Below are 7,610 nucleotides of genomic sequence, written 5' to 3' on the forward strand. Positions count from 1 at the left end.
GCATGCGTCGACAGTTTAGATTTCCCTCCTGTGAATCGCCCGGAAAACCTCCGCCGGTCCACTTTTGGCAGCAGGCCTTCCTTGGCCTTGCATGTTGCGGACTTCCTCCTGGCTCGGCGAAACCCAACGCCTGAAGCAGGCGTGCGAATCAGAGAGAAAGTTTGAATATGTCCGTAACTTTTAGCGCCCTCGGCGTGCCCGAATACCTGTCGAAGGTCCTTGCTGCCAGCGGAATCGAAGCCGCTTTCCCGATCCAGGAAGCCACCTTGCCTTCGACCTTGGCCGGCGGCGACGTCCTGGGCCGCGGCCAGACCGGCTCCGGCAAGACTTTGGCCTTCTCGCTGCCCCTGGTAGCCCGGCTGGCAGATCGCCCACAGCGCCGCAAGGCCCGTTTCCCACGCGCGCTGATCATGGCTCCAACCCGTGAACTGGCGACCCAGATTGCCAAGACCGTTGACCCCCTGGCAAAGGCCGCAGGCCTGCGTACCACCGTGATCTACGGTGGCGTGGCCCAGAGCCGCCAGGAAAAGGCCATGAACGAGGGCGTGGACATTGTCATCGCCTGCCCGGGCCGCCTGGATGACCTGATCAAGCAGAAGGTCGTGGACCTGTCCCAGCTGGAAATCTCCGTGCTGGATGAAGCCGACCACATGGCCGACATGGGCTTCCTGCCTGTAGTTCGCCGCATCATGGACCGCATGCCAACCGGCATCCAGCACATGCTGTTCTCCGCTACCTTGGACAACGGTGTGGACAAGGTGGTCAAGCGCTACCTGAGCAACCCGACCATTCACTCGGTGGATGCACCCAAGGCCGCTGTGAACACCATGGAGCACCACGTCTTCGTCATCGGCAACGATGATAAGAAGGACCTGATCCGCGTTCTGGCCCAGGGCACTGCCCGTCGCATCATGTTCATGCGCACCAAGCACCACGCCAAGAAGATGGCGCTCACCCTGTCCAAGGCTGGCGTTCCGGCGGTAGACCTGCACGGTAACCTCTCGCAGAATGCCCGTGACCGCAACCTTGCTGCTTTTGCTTCAGGCGAGGCGAAGGTTCTTGTCGCCACCGACGTAGCCGCTCGTGGCGTGCACGTTGATGGTGTGGAGCTGGTTGTCCACGTTGATCCACCAGCAGAGCACAAGGCCTACACCCACCGCTCCGGCCGTACCGCACGTGCGGGTTCGGATGGAACTGTAGTGACCATCTGCACCCCTGATCAGCAGGGCGACGTTTCGACTTTGCTGAAGCAGGCCGGACTGAAGGTGCCTTTCGAAAAGGTCAACCTGAATTCTCCGGTTGTGGCCAAGGTCGTCGGCGAAGTTGCCGAGCCGGTTGCCTACGTTGCTCCGGTTCAGCAGAAGCGCAATCCTGCCAAGAGCAAGCCTGCCGGTGAAGGTGCCGGCCGCGGTGGCCGCGGCCAGCGCCCGGCGCGTGGCGCCAAGCCAGCTGCCGAAGCCCAGGGCCGTGGCGGCGAACGCCGCCGTACGGAACGTGACGGCGCTAGCCAGGGCGAGCGTCCAGCGCGCAGCGCCCGCGGTGCGAACTCCGACCGTCCAGCCCGCGGCGCACGAGGTGCCAACGCTGAACGCCCGTCGAGCCCTTCGCGCTCACCGCGAACCGGCGGCCGCAATGCCGCTGGCGGTGCAACCGGTGGCCGTTCGCGTGGCCCGCGTCGCGCATCGAGCCCAGCTGGTCGTGGCAACTAGGCGCTGGCACTAATCCTTGCGGAGTACTCCCTCGCATCCATCCCAATGGATGCGGGGGAGTTTTGCGTTATACCCGGGAAATTGCGCGTCAAAAGTTTAGCTCCGCTGATTGATCCCTCCTCGACTAGGCGATACATAGGATTGAAGCAACGAGTCGCCGATTAACCTTCACCGCTTCAGGAGCACCAGCCATGATTGAATCCCTGCAGAACTTCGCCGCGTCCTTCCCAGAACCGCTACAGTTCTTGGCTGTTGCTTTGCTAGCTGCCATTCCGCTGATCGAGTCCTACTTTGGTTCGGCCATTGGCGTGGTCATCGGTGTTCCGGTGGTTGCTGCCATCGCCACCGCCGTGATCGGCAACGTGATTTCCATGCTGTTGTTCGTCAACAGCGCCCACGCCGTGCGCAACAAGGTTCGCAAGGGCAAGGACTCGGAGAAGAAGGAACGCAAGTTCGAGAAGCTGCGCCGAGCTTTCGATAAATACGGCATTGCCGGGGTGAGCCTTCTGGGGCAGACCATCCTGCCTTCGCAGGTGACCTCGGCTGCCTTGGTCTCCTTCGGCGCCAATAAGCAGAAGGTGATCATCTGGCAGATCATCTCGATTATCTTGTGGGGCACCGCGTTTGGCGTTCTGGCTGCCCGGGGAATTAGCCTGATGGGCTAACCGGAACTCGCTGAAAGCGAACAAGCCGTCCTCGAACCAACGAGGACGGCTTGCTTTCCAGTGGCTATGGAATGCCAAGGGATTACTTGCGGCGTCCAAAAGCAAAATAGGCGATGGGGCCAAGGAAATTGATCATGCTGGCCGCTGCCCATGCCGGCTTTGGACCCTTGACTTGTTCGGCAGGGCGCTTGTACAAATCCCGCAGTGCCGCAACCATCAAGGTCAGCTCGGCAATTGCCGCAGAGGCGACCGCGATCTTTCCGCCCGGTGGCAGATCCTGGAACTTGCGCTTCGTTTCCATGAGGTGGCTCCTAGCTGCCGCTTTTCCCGCCCGCTGGAAGCGTTGAAAGCGGATGAATGAAAAATTTTTTCAGGACGGGAATTATTCTCTCACCACCGCAGTTGAAATGAGCAGAACGCAAAGTTGAGTCACCTTCGCTCAAGTTGATTTGACAGCCGAAAGTGGCTGAGTAAACTTGAGTGCAGAACGCTCAATGAGGATAAATGTCCTCAGCGTTAGTACTTTCAACCAAGGCAAAGGAGAGCCATTATGTCGCGTGCCGTAGGTATCGACCTAGGAACCACCAACTCCGTCGTTTCCGTGCTCGAAGGTGGTGAGCCAACCGTTATCGCAAACGCGGAAGGCAACCGCACTACCCCGTCGATCGTTGCTTTCTCGAAGAGCGGCGAAGTCCTGGTTGGCGATATCGCCAAGCGCCAGGCCGTCAACAACATCGACCGCACCATCGCATCGGTCAAGCGTCACATGGGTACCGACTGGACCATTGACGTTGACGAGAAGAAGTACACCGCTCAGGAAATCTCGGCTCGTACCCTGATGAAGCTGAAGAACGACGCTGAGTCGTACCTGGGCGAGAAGGTCACCGACGCGGTGATCACCGTTCCTGCATACTTCAACGACGCAGAGCGCCAGGCCACCAAGGAAGCTGGCGAGATCGCCGGCCTGAACGTCCTGCGCATCGTCAACGAGCCAACCGCAGCTGCGCTGGCTTACGGCCTGGAAAAGGGCCAGGAAGACGAGCTCATCCTGGTCTTCGACCTCGGTGGCGGCACCTTCGACGTTTCCCTGCTGGAAGTCGGCAAGGACGACGACGGCTTCTCGACCATCCAGGTCCGCTCTACCGCAGGCGATAACCGCCTGGGCGGCGACGACTGGGATCAGCGCATCGTGGATTGGCTGCTGGCCCAGGCCAAGGCCAAGGGCGCGGACCTGTCCAAGGACAAGATCGCGCTGCAGCGCCTGAAGGAATCTGCTGAGCAGGCCAAGAAGGAACTGTCCTCGGCTACCAGCACCAACATCTCGCTGCAGTACCTCTCGGTGACCCCGGAAGGCCCAGTGCACCTGGACGAGCACCTCTCGCGTGCCAAGTTCCAGGACCTGACCAAGGACCTGCTGGAGCGCACCCGCAAGCCATTCAACGACGTCATCGCCGAGGCAGGCGTCAAGGTTTCGGACATCGCCCACGTGATCCTGGTTGGCGGTTCCACCCGCATGCCAGCCGTTGCCGAACTGGTCAAGGACCTGGCCGGCAAGGAAGCGAACAAGGGCGTGAACCCAGATGAGGTTGTCGCCGTGGGCGCAGCGCTGCAGGCAGGCGTGCTGAAGGGCGAGCGCAAGGACGTTCTGCTCATCGACGTCACCCCACTGTCCTTGGGTATCGAGACCAAGGGCGGCGTGATGACCAAGCTGATCGAGCGCAACACCGCGATCCCGACCAAGCGTTCGGAGACCTTCACCACCGCCGAGGACAACCAGCCTTCGGTATCCATCCAGGTCTTCCAGGGCGAGCGCGAGTTCACCCGCGACAACAAGGCGCTGGGCACCTTCGAGCTGACCGGTATCGCACCGGCTCCTCGCGGCATCCCGCAGGTTGAGGTCACCTTCGACATCGACGCCAACGGCATCGTGCACGTATCCGCCAAGGACAAGGGCACCGGCACCGAGCAGTCGATGACCATCACCGGTGGTTCCTCGCTGTCCAAGGAAGACATCGAGCGCATGGTCCAGGAAGCTGAAGCACACGCCGAAGAAGACAAGGCACGCCGCGAGGCCGCTGAGACCCGTAACGCCGCTGAGCAGGCTGCCTACTCCGTAGACAAGCTGATCAAGGACAACGAAGACAAGCTGCCTGAAGAGGTCAAGACCGAGGTCCAGGCTGACGTCGACGCCCTGAAGGCTGCCCTGGAGAAGCAGGACAACGACGACGAGGTCAAGGCCGCGTTCGAGAAGCTGCAGGCATCGCAGACCAAGCTGGGCGAGGCAATCTACGCCAACGCGCAGGCCGAGGGCGCCCAGGCTCCTGAGGGCGAGCAGGCACCGAACGCTGATGAAGACATCGTCGACGCCGAGGTCATCGACGAAGACGAAGCCGACAAGAAGTAAGGAGTTTAGGAATATGTCCGAGGCAAAGGACCAGAACGAGAACTCCGGCCAGGAGCCGGAGAACCAGCCAGAGGCCGCCAACGAGCAGCCAACCGCTGACGCCCTGGGTCAGGCCGAGGCGATCCTGAACGAAGCTGCTGCTGGCGCTGAAGCCGATTCGGCGCAGCCGGAAGAGGCCGGTGCGGTGGAAACCGAACTGCGCAACGACCTGCTGCGCCTGCAGGCCGAATACGTCAACTACCGCAAGCGCGTGGAACGCGACCGGGCCGTAGCGCGTGAAAACGCCGTGCAGTCCGTGCTCAACACCCTGCTTCCGGTGCTTGACGACATCGATGCGGCGCGAGCCCACGGCGACCTCGCCGACGGCCCGTTCGCATCGATCGCCAACAAGCTGGATGGAATTCTGGCTCAGCATGGCCTGGAGCGCATCAACGAGGCCGGCGTGGAATTCGACCCGAACATCCACGAAGCCCTGCTTCGCCAGGCTGTTGACGAGATTCCAGCCGACCACGTGGGACAGGTGCTGCGCACCGGTTACCGCAAGGGAACCATCATCCTGCGTGCAGCTCAGGTGCTGGTAGCAACCGGCGAATAGCCACGAATAGCACAATCGATACTGCCCACTGCCGAGTCTTCGACAGTGGGCAGTGTCGAATTGGCACTGAAAGGATGGGGCCCTGATGGCAAGTCAGGACTGGATCGAAAAAGACTTTTACGCCATTCTGGGCGTCTCCAAGGACGCCAGCGAGGCGGACATCAAGAAGGCGTACCGCAAGCTTGCGCGCAAGTACCACCCGGATACCAACCAGGGTGATGCGGCCGCTGAAAAGAAATTCAAGGACATCTCCGAAGCCAACTCGGTGCTTTCGGACAAGGAAGAGCGCGAGCAGTACGACGCGATCCGCGCCATGGGCGGCGGAGCGCGATTCTCTGCTGGTGGCGGACCGGGCGGCCCCGGCGGGCAAGCCGGCTTCGAGGACATCTTCTCCAACCTCTTCGGAGGCGGCGGAGCGGGCCCACGTGGCCGCGGCGGGCAGCCGGACTTCTCCGACCTCTTCGGTGGTGGCGGCGGTTTCGGTGGCGGCGGCTTCGGCCAGAGCGCACCACCGCGCAAGGGTGCTGACCGCACGGCGAGCACCACGATTTCCTTCTCCGGATCAATTAAGGGCACCACCATTGGCCTGCGCGAGCAGAATGGCGAGGTCATTGACGTGCGCATACCGGCGGGCATCAAGGATGGCCAGTCGGTGCGCGTGCGCGGCAAGGGCCAGCCTGGTGCTGCCGGCAACGGCGACCTGCTGGTCAAGGTCAAGGTCAGCGAGCACCCGTTCTTCAAGCGCGAAGAGAACAACATCCGCATCCACGTGCCGGTGACCTTCGCTGAAGCGGTGCTTGGAGCAAAGATCCACGTACCGACCCTGGACGGGGATTCCGTTGCGGTGAAGGTTCCCGCTGGATCCAACTCCGGGCGCACCTTGCGTCTGAAGGGCCGCGGCGTGAAGACCTCCAAGGCCACCGGCGATCTGCTGATCGTCCTGGATGTCGCGATTCCGCAGAACCTCTCGGATGCTGCAAAGAAGGCCGTGGAGGACTTCGCATCAGCCACCGAGGGCGAGGATCCACGAGTGGATTTGGCTGCCAAAGCCAAGCTCTGAACCCAATAGGCTGTCTTCCCTGCCCCGTCATCGAATTGGCTGGGCAGGGAAGATAGACTCGAAGGCAATAGGGACCGAATCCAAGGTCCTTGCAGAAAGGTGGTAGAAGCAACGTGAACGGGGAGTACCTGCGACCTGTCTTCGTCATTTCCGTCGCCGCGCAACTTGCAGACATGCATCCGCAGACGCTGCGCCAGTATGACCGCATTGGTTTGGTTTCGCCCAGCCGCCAGAGCGGAAAGCAACGCCGCTACTCGCAGCGCGACGTATCACTGTTGCGCCAGGTGCAGGCCCTGAGCAAGGAAGGCGTCTCGCTCGAGGGCATCAAGCGCATCCTGGACCTGCAAGATCAAGTCGCCTATCTGCAAACCGAAGTCAATGGGCTTCGCCAAGAACTTTCCGCCGTACGCCAGGGCCAATCTCGCATCTTCGCTGCGGGCACCGCTGGAGGCGACATCGTTTCGTTGGCTAGGGGCATGCGCCCTGAACGCCGTGAACCGACCGTGACGCTGTTTACCGCGCGCCGCGCTATCGGACGCTAGATCCGTCCGTGCCGGGCCAAGCGCGCTTCCAATTGGGTGCGCACGGCAGGCCATTCGTGCGGGAGTATTGAGAACATCACCGTATCGCGCAGGGTGCCGCTCTTTGGATCATATTTGTGATTGCGCAGCACGCCATCCTGCTTGGCGCCGAGCCGTGCAATCGCGGCGCGTGAAGCGGCATTGTGCCAGTGCGTGCAGAAAGCCACTGAATAGCAATCCAGTTCCTCGAAAGCCCGGCGCAGCAGCATGAACTTGGCAGCTGGATTGATCCCGGTGCCTTGGGCTGGCATGGCCAGGAACGTTGAGCCGATTTCCACGCGGTGATTTGCCGCGTCGATATTCAAGTAAGTCGTGGCCCCCACCGCTTTGCCGGTGGACAGGTCGATGATCGCAAAGGGAGCCATCTCGCCAGTTTCCTGCAATGCCAAGCGGCGCTGGATATCCAAGCGCATGGATTCGGCCGATGGAGTGGTGGCAAACCACGCTTCATCCAACTGGCCGTTGGCTGCGAGCTGGATCAGATCCGGGGCGTGGTCCATTGACAATTGTTCTAGCCGCACCCCGGCATAGTCCATTCTCGGAGCTTGGGCGTAGTGCAGACTTTGCGCAGAAGAAGAGGCCATGGAATCCATCCT

The 7,610-nt window shown here is 61.4% G+C and carries 8 protein-coding genes; 6 read left to right on the forward strand and 2 right to left on the reverse strand.

Translation table 11 applies throughout. From position 1 onward, the window contains the following. Positions 1–167 precede the first annotated feature (167 nt). Entirely contained in the window at positions 168–1,709 is a 1,542-nt protein-coding gene (locus tag ACNPM8_RS05515; RefSeq protein WP_133833560.1) for a DEAD/DEAH box helicase, read from the forward strand. A gap of 191 nt (positions 1,710–1,900) precedes the next feature. After that, positions 1,901–2,374 carry a small multi-drug export protein gene (locus ACNPM8_RS05520; RefSeq protein WP_105657003.1) on the forward strand — a complete coding sequence of 158 codons (474 nt, stop codon included), beginning with the start codon at positions 1,901–1,903 and terminating at the stop codon, positions 2,372–2,374. Positions 2,375–2,456: 82 nt separating this feature from the next. Here the strand turns inward: ACNPM8_RS05520 and ACNPM8_RS05525 are convergent, their stop codons facing one another. Then, positions 2,457–2,675 (reverse strand): PLD nuclease N-terminal domain-containing protein, encoded by a 219-nt coding sequence (locus ACNPM8_RS05525; RefSeq protein ID WP_105657002.1) that lies wholly within the window; start codon positions 2,673–2,675, stop codon positions 2,457–2,459. Positions 2,676–2,924: 249 nt separating this feature from the next. On the opposite strand from ACNPM8_RS05525, the gene dnaK reads away from it, so the two are divergent. From dnaK to ACNPM8_RS05545, 4 genes are all read left to right on the forward strand, one after another. After that, positions 2,925–4,778 (forward strand): molecular chaperone DnaK, encoded by a 1,854-nt coding sequence (gene dnaK / locus ACNPM8_RS05530; RefSeq protein WP_105657001.1) that lies wholly within the window; start codon positions 2,925–2,927, stop codon positions 4,776–4,778. 13 nt (positions 4,779–4,791) lie between these two features. Beyond that, the gene (locus ACNPM8_RS05535; RefSeq protein WP_105657000.1) at positions 4,792–5,373 is read left to right on the forward strand and encodes a nucleotide exchange factor GrpE; all 582 of its coding nucleotides are present in this window, start codon (positions 4,792–4,794) and stop codon (positions 5,371–5,373) included. A gap of 85 nt (positions 5,374–5,458) precedes the next feature. Next, on the forward strand, positions 5,459–6,433 hold the full coding sequence (locus ACNPM8_RS05540) for a DnaJ C-terminal domain-containing protein (RefSeq protein WP_105656999.1): 975 nt from the start codon (positions 5,459–5,461) through the stop codon (positions 6,431–6,433). A gap of 113 nt (positions 6,434–6,546) precedes the next feature. Continuing rightward, a complete protein-coding gene (locus ACNPM8_RS05545; protein ID WP_105656998.1) occupies positions 6,547–6,975 on the forward strand; it encodes a heat shock protein transcriptional repressor HspR in 429 nt (142 codons plus the stop codon). Here the strand turns inward: ACNPM8_RS05545 and ACNPM8_RS05550 are convergent. After that, positions 6,972–7,598 carry a GNAT family N-acetyltransferase gene (locus ACNPM8_RS05550; RefSeq protein ID WP_105657088.1) on the reverse strand — a complete coding sequence of 209 codons (627 nt, stop codon included), beginning with the start codon at positions 7,596–7,598 and terminating at the stop codon, positions 6,972–6,974. The genes ACNPM8_RS05545 and ACNPM8_RS05550 overlap by 4 nt on opposite strands. Between the last annotated feature and the right edge of the window lie 12 nt (positions 7,599–7,610).

This window comes from Glutamicibacter sp. AGC46 (assembly GCF_053543715.1).